Consider the following 13,613-nt stretch of genomic DNA (forward strand, 5'->3'; position numbering starts at 1 on the left):
TTTGCTAAAATATTGGGGCTTTCATGCATTATTCTTTATCAAACTCTTCAAATTTGTAGTGGGTGTTCAATGGAACCTATGGTGGTGATGGCTGCGCGTGCGGCTCAAACAGTTGGTCAAGAGCTTTTAAAAGCGCATCAGAATCGTCATAAACTCGATCTACAAGTCGAAGAAAAAGGCATTGATGGTCCTGTAACGCGCGTAGATCGTTACCTCGAGCAATTGACCATTGATACATTACGCAAAAGTTATAAAAATCACAGCTTCCTGGGCGAAGAATTTGGCATGCAGGAAGGCAAAGGTCACGATGCCGACTGGTGTTGGGTGATTGATCCTTTAGATGGCACGCTAAACTTTGTTCACGGTTTCCCTCATTTCTGTATTTCGATTGCAGTGCAACACAAAGGTGTGACACAGCACGGTGTTATTTACGATCCTGTAAAAGATGAGTTGTTCTCTGCGAGCCGTGGCCGTGGTGCGATGATGAATCAACGTCGTATTCGTGTAAATGTAAAAGACAGTTTAGACAACACCTTCTTGGCAGTGGGTCATGCTTATCGTGCTAAGCGCGATGGCGAAATTGTTTCTTATGCCAAAAACCATTTTGAAAGTTTATTGAATGTGACAGAAGCAGGCGCTCAATACCGCCGTGCAGGTTCTGCTGCATTAGACTTGGCTTATGTGGCTGCAGGTCGTTTAGATGGTTATTTTGAACTTGGCTTAAAACCGTGGGATATTGCTGCGGGTGAGTTAATTGTGAAAGAAGCGGGCGGTACTGTGGTCGATGCACGTGGTGGCAGCGACTCTATGGAAAATGGGCAAGTTTTGGCATGTTCAATGAAAATGTTAAAACCACTTATGAAAGCGGTTGTGCCTGCTTGGGGCGAAGCAGCGAAATAATCAGCTGATCATATTTATACTTAAATAAGACACTTAGCAAAGCTCTCATCCTGAGGGCTTTTCTTTTACCTAACGGTCTAAAACTGCTGGTTTTAAATCTGTTGTTATCGTCCATATACTAGCCATAAAAGCAGAATCTATCACTGTTTACACAAAAAACAGCAAAAGTCGATTAAATAAGGTGACTTTTAAAATAATCCTGCTATAATCCGCGCACGCACTTAATTTCTGTTCATTACCTGAACATTTCTCTTCTAATCATTGTGTATGCGCGTGCGGTCCAAAGAGAGGACGATATCTCGCGCCCCAATCGCTAAAGCGATTCCTTCAGGTTAAGCCGTAATCATGCGTGCGTTATATCACATCGTCGTTACTCGGATCGCCGCTGAATCTTAAATTGTCAGCGATAATTGCTGTACCGCTTTTTGCCGATGTCCATCTGACTTTATTTAATGGAGCACCCATTTTCAGGGTGAAAATCTCTATGAGCAAAACTTTTGCTGATTTTTCTTTACATGAATCTTTACAACAAGCTTTAGAAGGCTTGAACTTTACTACGCCGACTCCTGTTCAAGAACAATCGATCCCAGCGGCACTTGAAGGTAAAGACTTATTGGTATCTAGCCAAACAGGTTCTGGTAAAACTGCTGCATTTTTACTCCCAACTTTAAACGCGCTTGCTAATCAAGATACTTTCGTACCATTTAAAGAGCGTATGAAAGCTATTACTCAGCCGTCAATTTTAGTGCTTTGCCCAACACGTGAATTGGCTCAACAAGTTAGCCAAGACGCGATTGCATTTGTACGTCACATGAAAGGTGTACGTATTGCAGCAATCATGGGTGGTATGCCTTTTGGTAAGCAAATCCAACAATTAAAAGGTGCGCAAGTGGTTGTAGCGACTCCAGGTCGTTTACTTGACTTGGTGAACCGTCGTCAAATCAAACTTGATAAAGTTGATGCCTTAATTGTAGACGAAGCTGACCGTATGCTCGATTTAGGCTTCTCTGAAGACCTAGAAGCGATTAGCGATTTAGCTGCTAACCGTAAGCAAACCTTGATGTTCTCTGCAACTTTTGCCAGCCGTATTATCACACTTGCAGAACGCATGATGAATGAGCCTGTACGTATTGCGATTGAAACAGGTCACTCAACGAACATGGACATCACCCAGACTTTACACTGGACTGATGGTTTCGAGCACAAGAAAAAATTATTGTCACACTGGTTATCTGATGAAGGTGTAGATCAAGCGGTTGTATTCGCATCTACTCAAGAAGATACCGATATGCTGGCTGAAGAATTGGCTGAAGCGGGTCACTCGGTTGTTGCACTACACGGTGCAATGCCACAAACCGTTCGTAACCGTCGTTTACGCAGCATTCGCGAAGGCCGTGCAAAAATCTTGGTTGCAACAGACGTTGCAGCACGTGGTTTAGACGTACCAACTATTTCTCACGTGATTAACTTCGGTTTACCAATGAAAAATGAAGACTATGTACACCGTATTGGTCGTACAGGTCGTGCGGGTCGTACTGGTAACGCGATTACTTTGGCAACTTACCGTGAGCGCGGCAAAATCCGTGCGTTGGAAGATTTCTTAGATGCACGTTTAAGCGTTTCTGAAATTGAAGGCTTAGAGCCATCTCCACCTCCAGCACGTTCTGGTCGTGACGGTGGTCGTGGTCGTCGTGATGGCGGTCGCGGTGGTCGTGGCGGTTTTGGTGGCGGTCGTCGTTTTGAAGGCGAAAGCAACTTTAAACGTCGTGAAGGTGGTGATGATCGTCCACGTCGCAGCTTTGATGACAAACCACGTGGTGAACGTCCTGCATTTGGTGAAGATCGTCCGCGTCGCGAGTTCAACTCAGACCGTCCACGTCGTGAAGGTGGTTTCGGTGATCGTCCACAGCGTTCATTTGAAGACCGTCCACGTCGTGAATTTAATTCAGATCGTCCACGCCGCGAAGGTGGTTTTGGTGATCGTCCACAGCGTTCATTTGATGATCGTCCACGTCGTGAATTTAATTCAGATCGTCCGCGTCGCGAAGGTGGCTTCAACGATAAGCCGCGTTTTGATGCGAATGATGACAACCGTGGCAACCGCGTAGATTACAAACCACGTCGTGAAGGTAGCTTCGGTGATCGTCCAAAACGTGATTTTGGTGATCGTCCTGCACGTCGTGAAGGTGGTTTTGGTGACCGTCAACCACGTTCGTTTGATGATCGTCCTAAGCGTTCTTTTGGTGGCGAAGATCGTCCACGTCGCGAGTTCAATTCAGATCGTCCACGCCGTGAAGGTGGTTTTGATCGCCCACGTCGTAAATTTAACGACTAAAACCGCGATAGTCATTTGTATAAAGAAAAACCAGTGCTCAGCACTGGTTTTTTTATGTTAAATATTTTTGTTTTAGATAAATAAAATGTATAATAGGTCACGCTTTTAACTCTATTTGCTAATTATGAACATCAATAGCTTACGATTGCTCATGCAGACGAGAGAGGGAATGATGCCGTATATTGGTTTAGCACTCATCTTATGCAATTTAATGTATTATATTATTTCTTCTTACTTTTAAATTGTTGCTGTCCTAAAAGTGATTTAAATAACAATAATAAGACTGCTTGAACAATACGTGCACAGTTTTTAAAAATTTGCTAGATAACATTTTGCGCTTCAATCCTTTATAGTATGCGTGCTGAAAAAATGCAGGAAGACCCTCAGCTATGAATAATCCAATGCCTCAACATGAGCCGTCATTGATTGAAGTCAATGAACTGAGCTTTAAACGAGGGAAACGTGTCATTTTCGAAAATGTCAGTTTAAAGATTCGCCGTGGTCAAATTACTGCCATTATGGGACCTTCAGGTACTGGTAAAACCACGTTATTACGTTTGATTGGTGGTCAGTTGACTCCCGATCATGGTGATATTTTTCTGGATGGAAAAAATCTTGCGCAAATGTCGCGTCAGGAGTTATTTGCTGCGCGCGCACGTATGGGCATGTTATTCCAAAGCGGTGCGTTATTTACCGATATGAGCGTATATGAAAACGTCGCGTTTCCATTGCGTGCACATACCCAGTTGCCTGAACATTTAATTGCAGAATTGGTGGCTTTAAAACTTGAAGCAGTCGGTTTGCGTGGTACAGAACAACTTATGCCTGCAGAACTCTCAGGCGGGATGAACCGTCGTGTGGCATTGGCACGTGCGATTGCGTTAGACCCTGAATTGATCATGTACGATGAGCCGTTTGCAGGGCAAGACCCGATTGTAAAAGGTGTGTTGACCCGTTTAATCCGTTCCTTGCGTGAAGCGTTGGATTTAACCACCATCATCGTTTCGCATGATGTTGGTGAAACTTTATCAATTGCCGACTACATTTATATTATCGCGGAAGGCGTGATTCAGGGCGAAGGTACACCTGCAGAATTAAAACAGCATGAATCGGCATTTGTACGTCAGTTCTTAACAGGCGCTGCCGAAGGGCCAGTCGATTATCAATTTAGCCATCGGGCTTATTTAAGTGATGAGGTGCGTTCATGAATGCTATTGCCGCATTAGGTCAACGCGTCATTGAGCGTGTTCGTGGCATTGGTGTCGCCACCCAAATGTTGTTGCAAATTCTATTTTCCATGCCAACCCTGCTTGGGGTGAAGCTGTTCCTGTACCAAATGTACCGTGTTGGCGTGATGTCATTATTGATTATTGCGGTATCAGGTTTATTTATTGGTTTGGTATTGGGCTTACAAGGCTACTCCATTTTGGTCAATATTGGTTCAGAAGCCATGTTGGGCACGATGGTGTCTTTGACTTTATTACGTGAGTTGGCACCTGTGGTCGCTGCGCTGTTATTTGCAGGTCGTGCAGGTTCTGCCTTAACTGCAGAAATTGGTCTGATGAAAGCCACAGAGCAATTGGCCAGCATGGAAATGATTGGGGTAGACCCACTCAAGCGTATTGTGTCACCACGTTTATGGGCGGGAATAGTCAGCCTGCCAATGCTCTCCATTATTTTTGCTGCAATTGGCATTATGGGCGGCAAAATGGTTGGGGTCGATTTTCTAGGGGTCGATGAAGGTTCTTTCTGGGGCGGTATGCAAAGCAGCGTGCAGTTCTATAAAGATATTTTTAACGGCACAATTATTAAAAGTTTTGTTTTTGCATTAATTTGTACTTGGATTGCAGTATATCAAGGCTATGCCTGTGTCCCAACATCGGAAGGCATTGCGACGTCGACCACACGAACCGTGGTGTATTCTTCATTATGTGTTTTAGGTTTTGATTTTGTGTTGACTGCGGTCATGTTCGGAGGTGTTTAATGAAATCACGTACAAGTGAGCTGGCCGTAGGTGTATTTGTCATTTTGACAGGCATTGCATTATTTTTCTTGGCCATGAAAGTCAGTGGATTGGTGGGTACCAATTTGCGCGACAGTTACAATATGACAGCAACTTTTGACAACGTGAATGGTTTAAAACCACGTGCTAAAGTCACCATGAGCGGTGTCACCATTGGTCGTGTTAATGATATTACTTTAGACCCTGTATCGCGTTTGGCTACAGTTGAATTTGAACTGGATGGCAGGTTGACCAGTTTTAATCCTGAACAACTAAAAACAGTGCAAAATTATGCGCTTGAAGAATTGCGTTACAGTGCAGAATACCAAGAAGCAAGCCCTCAGCAACAAAAAGAAATGGAACAACAACTGTTGGGTAACATGAAATCCATCACCAGTATTGATGAGGATGCTTACATAATGGTAGCAACCAATGGTCTATTGGGTGAGAAATATCTCAAAGTGGTTCCAGGTGGTGGTTTGAACTTTGTGAAGCGTGGCGAAAGTATTGCCAACACACAAGGCACCATGGATTTAGAAGATTTAATCAGTAAGTTTATTACTGGCGGTGCAGCGAAAACATCCAACGTAGCGTCAGATGCAGATAAAGATACAGCGACAGCTGAAACAACAGATGCAGAAGTGTCATTTGTTGAGTAATGAAGGAGATTGTCCGTGAAAACACTTTTAAAGCAAACTCTGGCGGTAAGTGTACTTTCAACCATGTTGGCAGGAACTGCATTTGCTGCACCTGCAGAAGCGCCACCAGCTTTTGTGAAAAAAGTTGCCGATAGCTTGATTGCACGTTTAAAAGCAGATCATGCTAAATTGCAGAACAATCCAGCATTGGTCAAAACGATTGTGCGTCAAAACCTTGATCCGTATGTAGATGCGCAAGCATTTACCCGTATTGTGATGGGTACTTATGCGACGAACCAATACAGTTCAGCAGCACAGCGCGCGCAGTTTGAGAAAAACTTCCGTGAAACCTTAATTGAGAATTATGGCACAGCGTTTGCGAAATTTAGCAACCAAAGCTACACCATGCGTCCTTATAAGGCGACCAACAGCAAGAACCCAGTGGTGACCATTGACTTCTTGCATAATGGTGAAAAAATTCCTGTGTCATTCCAGTTGGCAGACAAAGGCAGCCAATGGAAAATCCGTAACATTAACGTGTCGGGTATTGATTTAGGTTTGCAATTCCGTAACCAGTTTGCAGCGAACGTGAAGCGTAATGGCGGCAATATTGATAAAGCCATTGCAACCTTTAAGCCAGATGCAGAAGCTGCGGTTGAAAAGAAAAAATAGGTTAGGTGTGGCGTGATTGAATTATCAAATCAGGAATTATGTGTTTCTGGAAAAATAGATTTCAGTAATGCAGAGCAATATTACCAAAAAGGTCTGCAGTTGATTCGTAAGCAGCAGTTGCCTTTGGTGGTTAATTTGGCGCAGCTAGAACACGGGAGTACTTTAGCTTTGGCCGTTTTGGTGCAATGGTTGCGTCAGACGCCTGAAGCCAAGGGCTTACAGTTTAAAGCGGTTCCTGAAAAAATGATGAAAATCATTCAAGCCTGTCATTTGCAAGATGATTTGCAGCTAATCGTCTAAAACTGAAAAAACCATCAAAAAAGCACCTTCTTGTAAGGTGCTTTTTTATTGCGTTTAGTTTCCCGCTTTATTCGTAAGCATCCGGTGAAGCTTATTTGAGTCAGGCAGGCTTCCACTTATGCGGTAGTAATTCTTCAACCTGGATTATTTTCTGTGTCGGCAGTCTTTTCAACACATCACTTAAATAGGCATAAGGGTCCAGTCCATTCAGTTTTGCTGACTGGATTAAGGTGCTGCAATTGAGGCTAGACTGATTATTGCGGTGGTTAAAGATATTAATGAAAAGACAGTTGCAAGATGGTCATTGATCAGCAATGTACCAACCGAGATTACCGCAGTGGAATTGACAACTTGGTATTACTGGCGTTGGTCAATCGAATGTTATTTCAAACTTCTCAAGCAAGCAGGCCATGATATTGAGTCATGGCTTCAGACAACGGAAGCGATTTTAAGGCGTTTGCTGATCAGTTGCATGGCTTGTGTGTTGACGTGGAGAGTGCAGCGTTGTACAGATGAACAAAATCAGAAAGTCCGTGCATTTTTGACTAGGCTTTCAGGTAGACAGCAGAAAAGAGGCAAGATAGAGAGTGCGCCTGCCATATTGGCAGGACTCTCGATTTTACTAAATACTCTTCAACTGCTCTCAGAATATTCAATAGATGAACTGAATGAAATCGCAACCATTGCACTAGGTACTTAAAGATGTGTAGATACCTATGCCTAAAAAGATAGGGAATAAAAGGCATCAAATCCATTTTTTCCATCTAAAGTAAATTAATGGACCAATAAAGAAGCCAATTAAAATAATACTGACCACAATAAAACTGGTGGTGCCTTTGGCAAAAGGTAACACATCGGTGTTCATACCATAAACACTGGCAACCAACATCGGTGGCGCTAACATACTTGGTAAAATCGAGAATCGACGAATCGTGTCGTTCTGTTCGGTGTTAATGAAGCCTGAAGTGGTATCGAGCAAGAAGCGCACTTTTTGGAATAAGAAGGCATCGTGTTCGACCAGTGAGCGTACATCTTCACTGAGTTCTCGAATGTCGGCATCGTAAATATGACTGCCCAACGCACGCGGACGAGCCAAAAAGGTCAGGACACGACGTAAATCAATCAAACACAATTGCGCTTTCCCAAGCATGTCTTCTAATTGCGCCAATCGGGTAATCATGTCATCGAGGTCTAAAATTTGCTCACGATGACGGTTGTTCAAAACCTCTGTGGAATACTTTTCCAAGTCCTTGTGGATATCTTCCAAGATATCCGCAAGTTCGTCCAGTTTGGCTTCAAGCAAGCCTAAAAGCACCCAAGTCGGGTCTTTATAGTCAATTTCGTAGTCGTTACGTCGTGCACGCGCCCGAAATGCCCGAAACGCCACTAATTTTTCACCACGTAGGGTAAACAAGTGTTCTTTATGTAAAATAAAGGCGACGGTTTGCACAGTGGCTAAAATACTGGAATTGTCTTCAGTTTCGCCATCGACTTGATAGTTTTTATTTTTAGTTAAAAAATAGGTACTAATGTGTAAAATACCGTCATCATCACGGTAGAATCGCGCTGAAGATGAAATATCTTCCAAAGATTTTAAGGTTGGTAAATTTTGTGAGTATGCGTCTAGTACCCATTGCTGTTCTTCTTGTGAAGGGGCAATCAGGTCAATCCAGACCAGATCTGGATGCAAATCAAAACCACCGTTAATGGTGGCATCTTCCAGACTACCGCGCTCTGTGGCATAAAAGGCTTCAAGCATTCGTCTTTTCTCCTTGCGCAGTATGGGTTTTGTGGATGGGTGTATTTTAGACAAGGATCTTACTAAATACACTGCTCAGAATGCTATTTTATTTAAAAATCTCCCTGAAGTTTAATTTTATGGCATGACAGCCAGATAACATGGTGAAAAAATGATGTCGTCAATTGCTATTTTCTGTGGTTCTGCCCCAGGAAAAGATTCAGTTTTTGTTGAAAATGCACGAAAAGTGGGTGAAACATTGGCTGCACAAGGCAAAACTTTAATTTATGGCGGTGGACGCTCAGGCTTAATGGGTGTGGTGGCAGATAGTACTTTGGCCGCAGGTGGGCGTGCAATTGGTGTCATGCCTGAAAGTTTGGCAGAGCATGAATTGGCGCATCCGCATTTGACCGAATTACACATCGTAGAAAACATGCATGCCCGCAAAATAAAAATGTCAGAATTGGCCGAGGGCTTTATTGCTTTGCCGGGTGGTTCTGGAACTTTAGAAGAAATTTTTGAGCAATGGACGTGGGCACAATTAGGAATTCACTCAAAACCCTGTGCCTTTTTTAATGTAGCTGGCTTTTATGATGATTTGCTGAAGTTTTTAAGACAGACCTCTGAAAAAGGTTTTACTCAGCCACGTTTTTGTGAGGCATTGATTGTATCGAATTGTATTGACAATATTTTGCAGCAATTTGAACAATACCGTGTTCCTGAAATGAAATGGGAAGTGCCTGAGCTAGAGTGGGTGCAGCAGGAACTGGCGAAATAAAATGGCTGAGATCAACAACATCATTACCGTTGCAGCTGCAATTATTTTAAATGTCAAACAGCAGTTATTGGTGGTGCGTAAACAGCATACCGCGTGTTTTATGCAGGTCGGTGGCAAATTAGAACCCAATGAAGCGCCTGAAACGACCATGTTGCGAGAAATTGCCGAAGAAATTGGCTGTCAGGCGCAAATTCAACAATTTATTGGACGCTATGAAACAGCAACGGCCAATGAGCCCGACTGCCGTTTGGTCAGTTATGTGTATTGGGTTCAGCTTGATCAGGCACCAAAAATTGCTGCTGAAATTGCCGAAATGAAGTGGGTAGATTTGGATGATCAAGATACTTTGTTGGCACCGCTGACCCGTGAAGTGGTGATGCCGTGGTTAAAACAATATTTACAACAAAATTAAGAGCAGTTGATCATTCTTCTATATTTTAAGTTCAACTTTTTAATGCGTTGAGCATATTCAACCGAATAGTTTTTTTATTCAGCACTGGCCAGACAAACCGCCTCGACTTTTTGACAGCCGAGCTTGAGCAACTGCTGTTTGAGTGCATGAATTGAACTGCCCGTCGTGACCACATCATCCACAATTAAAACCCGACGAAAACGGATTTTAGGCGCATTCTGAATTTGAAATTGCTGTTGGATGTCTTCCAATCGTTCTAAGCGACTTAAGCCTTTTTGCGCGTGCTGTTGTAAGCGGGTCACAGGTTGCCAAATCGGGACATTTAAATGCCGCGCTAGTCCTTTTGCTAACAATAAAGATTGATTGTAGCCGCGTTCAGTCAAGCGGGCAGTGGAAATTGGCATCGGTACAATGGCTTGGATTTTAGGATAAGACAGTTGTTTTAGCGCGCCTACTAAAAGCAGTTGGTAATGTAACTGCTGTTCATATTTAAATTGTTGAATGATGCGATTAATTGGATAGTGATAATCAAAAGTGACTTGAATCTGCATTTCTTGTCGTTGTACCGCTTGGCTACGCCACGGCAATTGTTGCCAACAGGTTTGACAGACCGAATGTTGCCATTGCGTGTCGCTATGGCAGAGCTGACACGGTTGCAGTTGGCGCAGCCATTGTATGCCGCATTGTAGTAGATTGATCGGCTGAGTCATCTTAGGACTGCAATCCGTTTAAACATAGGCATAACGTGGTGCCTCAGGCAGCCAGCGTTTTAGCAAAGCTTCGGCATGTGTAGGATAATCGTTTAAAATTTGCTGTGCCACATGATGCGCCTGTGCCAGCAAATGATCATCCCGTTCTAATTTAGCCACCCGAAAGCCCATATCTCCCGTTTGTTTGGTTCCTAAAAGTTCCCCAGGGCCACGCAGTTCTAAATCTTTTTCTGCAATCACAAAACCATCGTTGGTTTCGCGCATAATCCGCAAGCGTTCTTGTCCATTTTGCGAAAGTGGATTTTTATACAACAAGGCACAAAAACTGGCTTTGGCACCCCGTCCGACTCGTCCACGTAACTGATGCAGCTGTGAAAGTCCTAAACGCTCGGCATTTTCGATCACCATAATTGAAGCATTCGGTACATCGACCCCAACTTCAATGACCGTGGTGGCAATCAGCAATTGTAGTTGATTGTCTTTGAATTGCTGCATGACGGCTTGTTTTTCATCAGCTTTCATTTTGCCGTGTACCAGCCCAATATTTAGTTCAGGAAAGCGTTCTTTAATTTCAGCAAAAGTCGCTTCGGCAGCTTGTGCATCTAAGGTTTCCGATTGTTCCACCAAGGTACAGACCCAATAGGCTTGTTTGCCTTCGGCACAATTGCTGGCAATGCGTTGTAATACTTCTTCACGCCGATCTAGCGGAATGGTTACCGTTTGAATAGGCGTACGTCCTGGCGGTAGTTCATCAATCACCGAAGTATCCAAATCGCCATAGGCGGACATGGCTAAGGTACGTGGAATAGGCGTTGCAGTCATCACCAATTGATGAGGTGTGGTGTGATTGGCACCCTTATTGCGCAAAGCCAGACGTTGATCGACCCCAAAACGGTGTTGTTCATCAATAATCACCAAACCCAATTTTGCAAATTGCACATTGTCCTGAAATAACGCATGTGTCCCAACCACCAAATTGGCGCTACCATCTTGAATGCTCAGTTCAGCCGCTGCGCGTGCTTTGCCTTTTTGTTTGCCAGACAACCATGCCACTGTTAAGCCCAATGGTTCAAACCATTTTTGAAAGTTCAGATAATGTTGTTCTGCCAAAATTTCAGTGGGTGCCATCAGCGCGACTTGCCAACCTTCTTCTAGCGCATGACACGCTGCGACTGCAGCGACCAGCGTTTTACCTGCACCTACATCACCTTGTACCAAGCGCAGCATGGGTTTATTACGCTGCAAATCCTGCATGATTTCTTGCGAAACCCGTTGCTGTGCGCCTGTCATTTGAAATGGCATGTTGCCGAGTAACGCAGGCGCTAGTTTTTGACTTGGGGAAAAGGCAGGTGAGGCAATTTGCTGAATATAAGCCCGTCGGGTCAGTAAACTGACTTGATGCGCCACCAATTCTTCAAAAATCAGGCGTTGCTGTGCAGGGTGAGAGCCTTGTGCCAATTGCAGCATATTGGCATTTAAAGGTGGATGATGAATATAATCCAACGCCTGTTTGAGTGCATAGCCATTGGTCATTTTTTCAGGCAGGAGTTCAGGCAAATCATCACTATGCTGTGTCAAGGCCTGTTTGACGTATTCACGTAATTTGGCTTGGGTCAGCCCATCGGTGCTTGGGTAAATGGCAGTCAGTTGGGTTTTAGGCAGTGGGGTATGTTCAGTAATCAGTTGTAATTCGGGGTGATACATTTCCAGACCACGCGCCCCAACCCGTACTTCGCCAAATACTCTTAAACGATTGCCGAGTTTGGCACGATCTGTAATACCTTTATAAATATGATAAAAACGTAAGGTGATTTTTCCAAATTCATCTTCTAAATTGACCGCCATCGACTTGCGTTTACCCGGTGGAAAATCGACCCCTTTAACCACACCTTCGAGTAAATAGCTGCGCCCCACGTTTAATTGGTTCATGGGAATGATCGTGCTACGATCTTCATAGTCACGCGGTAGATGAAACAGCAAGTCATCTGTGGTGAAAATATTTAGTTTTTCGAGTAATGCAGCAGAGGCAGAGCCTACCCCTTGCAACTGATGGACTGCAGCCATGTCCCCTCAACTTCAAATGCTATGATTAGGTGCTGAATGCATATTCTATTTATTGGTTATGGTAAAACATCGCAGCGTGTTGCAAAACAACTATTTACGCTCGGTCATCAAATTACCACAATTAGCCGCAGTCCGAAAACAGATCCTGATATGACGCATCTGCTTCAAGATATTCAACAGCTCGATTTATCACAGATTCAACCTGTGGATGCAGTTTATGTATTACTTGCACCATCTCGAAATACGGTTTTGAGTTCTGTAGAAGCGTATCAACAGACTTATGTAGATTCTGTGCAGCCGATTGTTACTGCATTAAAAGATCATCCTGTAAAGCGAATTATTGTGGTGTCATCTACACGGGTTTATGGTGAAAACGCAGGTGAATGTATTGATGATGATACTGTGCCTAAGCCGAGTGATGTGCAAGGTCAGTTGTTGTTGCAGATGGAACACTTGTGGCAACAGGCTTATCCTGAACAATGTGTGATTGTACGTCCTTCGGGTATTTATGGCACATCGGCAGCACGCATGCTCAAACTTGCAGAAAGCACGCAAAGTTACCCGAATATACATTGGTCAAATCGAATTCATATTGATGATTTGGCAGGTTTTTTGGCACATTTACTTCACGTGGAACATCCAGAACCATCATATATTTGCAGCAATAACCAAGCTCAGCCTTTGCATGAAATGATTTTAAAGATTCAGCGTGAATTGAATTTACCTGAGTTGGTGTTGGAAGGTGAGCGTGAAACAGGGAAAAGGATTTTTGCTCAGAGGATGGTGGCGAGTGGGGTTGAATTATTCAATGTGTAATCATTTATCAAATGGAGCGTAAAACTCTGTCCTTCAGGTCAGAGATATAAGCGACACGACATGAAGTGTCGTTTGATTTAACTAATGACTATTTTTCTTGAGTTTTGATTGTTAATATAAATACATGAAAACCCTTAAATTACGTATAAAAGACAAACATTGCAAGGTGTTAGACCAACTAGCATCAGAAGTGAACTTCGTCTGGAATTATGTCAATGATTTAGGGTTTAGGCATTTGAAGCGGAAAG

Annotated in this window: 13 protein-coding genes and 3 pseudogenes; 12 read left to right on the plus strand and 4 right to left on the minus strand. The window is 43.5% G+C overall.

Annotation, left to right across the window (positions count from 1 at the left end):
- Positions 1 to 69 precede the first annotated feature (69 nt).
- The 7 genes from FTU39_RS05170 (at position 70) to FTU39_RS05200 (ending at position 6,847) form a co-directional block, all read left to right on the plus strand.
- Positions 70 to 900, plus strand: coding sequence for an inositol monophosphatase family protein (locus tag FTU39_RS05170; RefSeq protein ID WP_019836885.1), 831 nt, complete (start codon positions 70 to 72; stop codon positions 898 to 900).
- A gap of 484 nt (positions 901 to 1,384) precedes the next feature.
- A complete protein-coding gene (locus FTU39_RS05175) occupies positions 1,385 to 3,235 on the plus strand; it encodes a DEAD/DEAH box helicase (protein ID WP_070153378.1) in 1,851 nt (616 codons plus the stop codon).
- 389 nt (positions 3,236 to 3,624) lie between these two features.
- Positions 3,625 to 4,443 (plus strand): ABC transporter ATP-binding protein, encoded by an 819-nt coding sequence (locus FTU39_RS05180; RefSeq protein WP_004974642.1) that lies wholly within the window; start codon positions 3,625 to 3,627, stop codon positions 4,441 to 4,443.
- Complete coding sequence (gene mlaE / locus FTU39_RS05185) at positions 4,440 to 5,219, plus strand: lipid asymmetry maintenance ABC transporter permease subunit MlaE (protein ID WP_004974646.1); 780 nt, start codon at positions 4,440 to 4,442, stop codon at positions 5,217 to 5,219. The genes FTU39_RS05180 and mlaE overlap by 4 nt, the downstream gene beginning before the upstream one ends.
- Complete coding sequence (locus tag FTU39_RS05190) at positions 5,219 to 5,896, plus strand: outer membrane lipid asymmetry maintenance protein MlaD (protein WP_180051825.1); 678 nt, start codon at positions 5,219 to 5,221, stop codon at positions 5,894 to 5,896. Before mlaE ends, FTU39_RS05190 begins: the two co-directional genes overlap by 1 nt.
- Positions 5,897 to 5,911: 15 nt before the next feature.
- A complete protein-coding gene (locus FTU39_RS05195) occupies positions 5,912 to 6,547 on the plus strand; it encodes a phospholipid-binding protein MlaC (protein ID WP_004974651.1) in 636 nt (211 codons plus the stop codon).
- Positions 6,548 to 6,559: 12 nt separating this feature from the next.
- Positions 6,560 to 6,847, plus strand: a complete 288-nt coding sequence (locus FTU39_RS05200; protein WP_178866832.1) for a lipid asymmetry maintenance protein MlaB — start codon at positions 6,560 to 6,562, stop codon at positions 6,845 to 6,847.
- A gap of 100 nt (positions 6,848 to 6,947) precedes the next feature.
- On the opposite strand, the pseudogene FTU39_RS05205 reads toward FTU39_RS05200, so the two are convergent.
- Positions 6,948 to 7,088 (minus strand): annotated as a pseudogene (locus FTU39_RS05205) (transposase domain-containing protein); the annotation flags it as partial.
- On the opposite strand from FTU39_RS05205, the pseudogene FTU39_RS05210 reads away from it, so the two are divergent.
- Positions 7,077 to 7,547, plus strand: a pseudogene (locus FTU39_RS05210) (transposase); the annotation flags it as partial. The pseudogenes FTU39_RS05205 and FTU39_RS05210 overlap by 12 nt on opposite strands.
- Positions 7,548 to 7,592: 45 nt before the next feature.
- On the opposite strand, the gene FTU39_RS05215 reads toward FTU39_RS05210, so the two are convergent.
- Positions 7,593 to 8,606, minus strand: coding sequence for a CorA family divalent cation transporter (locus tag FTU39_RS05215; protein ID WP_096901036.1), 1,014 nt, complete (start codon positions 8,604 to 8,606; stop codon positions 7,593 to 7,595).
- A 154-nt stretch (positions 8,607 to 8,760) separates the two neighbouring features.
- Between FTU39_RS05215 and FTU39_RS05220 the strand changes: the two genes are divergently transcribed.
- Together FTU39_RS05220 and FTU39_RS05225 are read left to right on the plus strand one after the other, a co-directional pair.
- Entirely contained in the window at positions 8,761 to 9,363 is a 603-nt protein-coding gene (locus FTU39_RS05220) for a TIGR00730 family Rossman fold protein (protein WP_026438479.1), read from the plus strand.
- A 1-nt stretch (position 9,364) separates the two neighbouring features.
- Positions 9,365 to 9,775 (plus strand): NUDIX domain-containing protein, encoded by a 411-nt coding sequence (locus tag FTU39_RS05225; protein ID WP_004974664.1) that lies wholly within the window; start codon positions 9,365 to 9,367, stop codon positions 9,773 to 9,775.
- Between the two features lie 74 nt (positions 9,776 to 9,849).
- Here the strand turns inward: FTU39_RS05225 and FTU39_RS05230 are convergent, their stop codons facing one another.
- Together FTU39_RS05230 and recG are read right to left on the minus strand one after the other, a co-directional pair.
- Positions 9,850 to 10,485, minus strand: coding sequence for a ComF family protein (locus FTU39_RS05230; protein ID WP_136144659.1), 636 nt, complete (start codon positions 10,483 to 10,485; stop codon positions 9,850 to 9,852).
- 18 nt (positions 10,486 to 10,503) lie between these two features.
- Positions 10,504 to 12,549 (minus strand): ATP-dependent DNA helicase RecG, encoded by a 2,046-nt coding sequence (recG, locus tag FTU39_RS05235; protein ID WP_167846341.1) that lies wholly within the window; start codon positions 12,547 to 12,549, stop codon positions 10,504 to 10,506.
- A 36-nt stretch (positions 12,550 to 12,585) separates the two neighbouring features.
- Here recG and FTU39_RS05240 point away from each other — a divergent pair, with 36 nt between their 5' ends.
- The gene (locus FTU39_RS05240) at positions 12,586 to 13,365 is read left to right on the plus strand and encodes an NAD(P)H-binding protein (protein WP_180051826.1); all 780 of its coding nucleotides are present in this window, start codon (positions 12,586 to 12,588) and stop codon (positions 13,363 to 13,365) included.
- A gap of 124 nt (positions 13,366 to 13,489) precedes the next feature.
- Positions 13,490 to 13,613 (plus strand): annotated as a pseudogene (locus tag FTU39_RS05245) (RNA-guided endonuclease TnpB family protein); the annotation flags it as partial.

The organism is Acinetobacter sp. YH12099, from assembly GCF_013419195.1.
Classification (GTDB): Bacteria; Pseudomonadota; Gammaproteobacteria; order Pseudomonadales; family Moraxellaceae; genus Acinetobacter; species Acinetobacter towneri.

Bases quoted from the DNA above. Each gene is read 5' to 3' on its own strand.
- FTU39_RS05170 (WP_019836885.1), top strand. From the start codon at position 70: ATGGAACCTATGGTGGTGATGGCTGCGCGTGCGGCTCAAACAGTTGGT.
- FTU39_RS05175 (WP_070153378.1), top strand. From the start codon at position 1,385: ATGAGCAAAACTTTTGCTGATTTTTCTTTACATGAATCTTTACAACAA.
- FTU39_RS05180 (WP_004974642.1), top strand. From the start codon at position 3,625: ATGAATAATCCAATGCCTCAACATGAGCCGTCATTGATTGAAGTCAAT.
- mlaE (WP_004974646.1), top strand. From the start codon at position 4,440: ATGAATGCTATTGCCGCATTAGGTCAACGCGTCATTGAGCGTGTTCGT.
- FTU39_RS05190 (WP_180051825.1), top strand. From the start codon at position 5,219: ATGAAATCACGTACAAGTGAGCTGGCCGTAGGTGTATTTGTCATTTTG.
- FTU39_RS05215 (WP_096901036.1), bottom strand. From the start codon at position 8,606: ATGCTTGAAGCCTTTTATGCCACAGAGCGCGGTAGTCTGGAAGATGCC.
- FTU39_RS05220 (WP_026438479.1), top strand. From the start codon at position 8,761: ATGTCGTCAATTGCTATTTTCTGTGGTTCTGCCCCAGGAAAAGATTCA.
- FTU39_RS05225 (WP_004974664.1), top strand. From the start codon at position 9,365: ATGGCTGAGATCAACAACATCATTACCGTTGCAGCTGCAATTATTTTA.
- FTU39_RS05230 (WP_136144659.1), bottom strand. From the start codon at position 10,485: ATGACTCAGCCGATCAATCTACTACAATGCGGCATACAATGGCTGCGC.
- recG (WP_167846341.1), bottom strand. From the start codon at position 12,549: ATGGCTGCAGTCCATCAGTTGCAAGGGGTAGGCTCTGCCTCTGCTGCA.
- FTU39_RS05240 (WP_180051826.1), top strand. From the start codon at position 12,586: ATGCATATTCTATTTATTGGTTATGGTAAAACATCGCAGCGTGTTGCA.